Origin of the sequence: Faecalibacterium sp. DFI.5.82, assembly GCF_029076575.1 — a bacterium.
Taxonomy (GTDB): Bacteria; Bacillota; Clostridia; order Oscillospirales; family Ruminococcaceae; genus Faecalibacterium; species Faecalibacterium duncaniae.
Genome location: NZ_JARFIS010000749.1, coordinates 1 through 301, shown reverse-complemented (window position 1 = coordinate 301; position 301 = coordinate 1). Strand labels below are relative to the sequence as shown.

Below are 301 nucleotides of genomic sequence, written 5' to 3'. Positions count from 1 at the left end.
GCCCAGATCTACGATATCGGCGCAGCGGAGCCGTATCTGGTGGCAGGCGAGGCCATCAAGCAGCGGAGGCAGCTGGTGAGCGCCATCCGGGAGAAGGAGGCCGACACCGATTACGCCACCGCCAACCAGTACATCATGGAGGAAGTGGCGTATACATGGTTCAACCGCCTGATCGCTGTGCGGTTCATGGAGGTCAACGACTATCTGCCCTCCCACCTGCGGGTGCTTTCCTCCGAGAGAGGCAAGGTGGAGCCGGATCTGGTCACCACCCCCTTTGATGCCGAGTTGCCATTTACCGCCT

1 pseudogene is annotated in these 301 nt (G+C 61.1%); it reads left to right on the top strand.

Going from position 1 to position 301, the window contains the following annotated elements:
* A pseudogene (locus P0G09_RS18735) lies at positions 1–301 on the top strand (hypothetical protein); the annotation flags it as partial.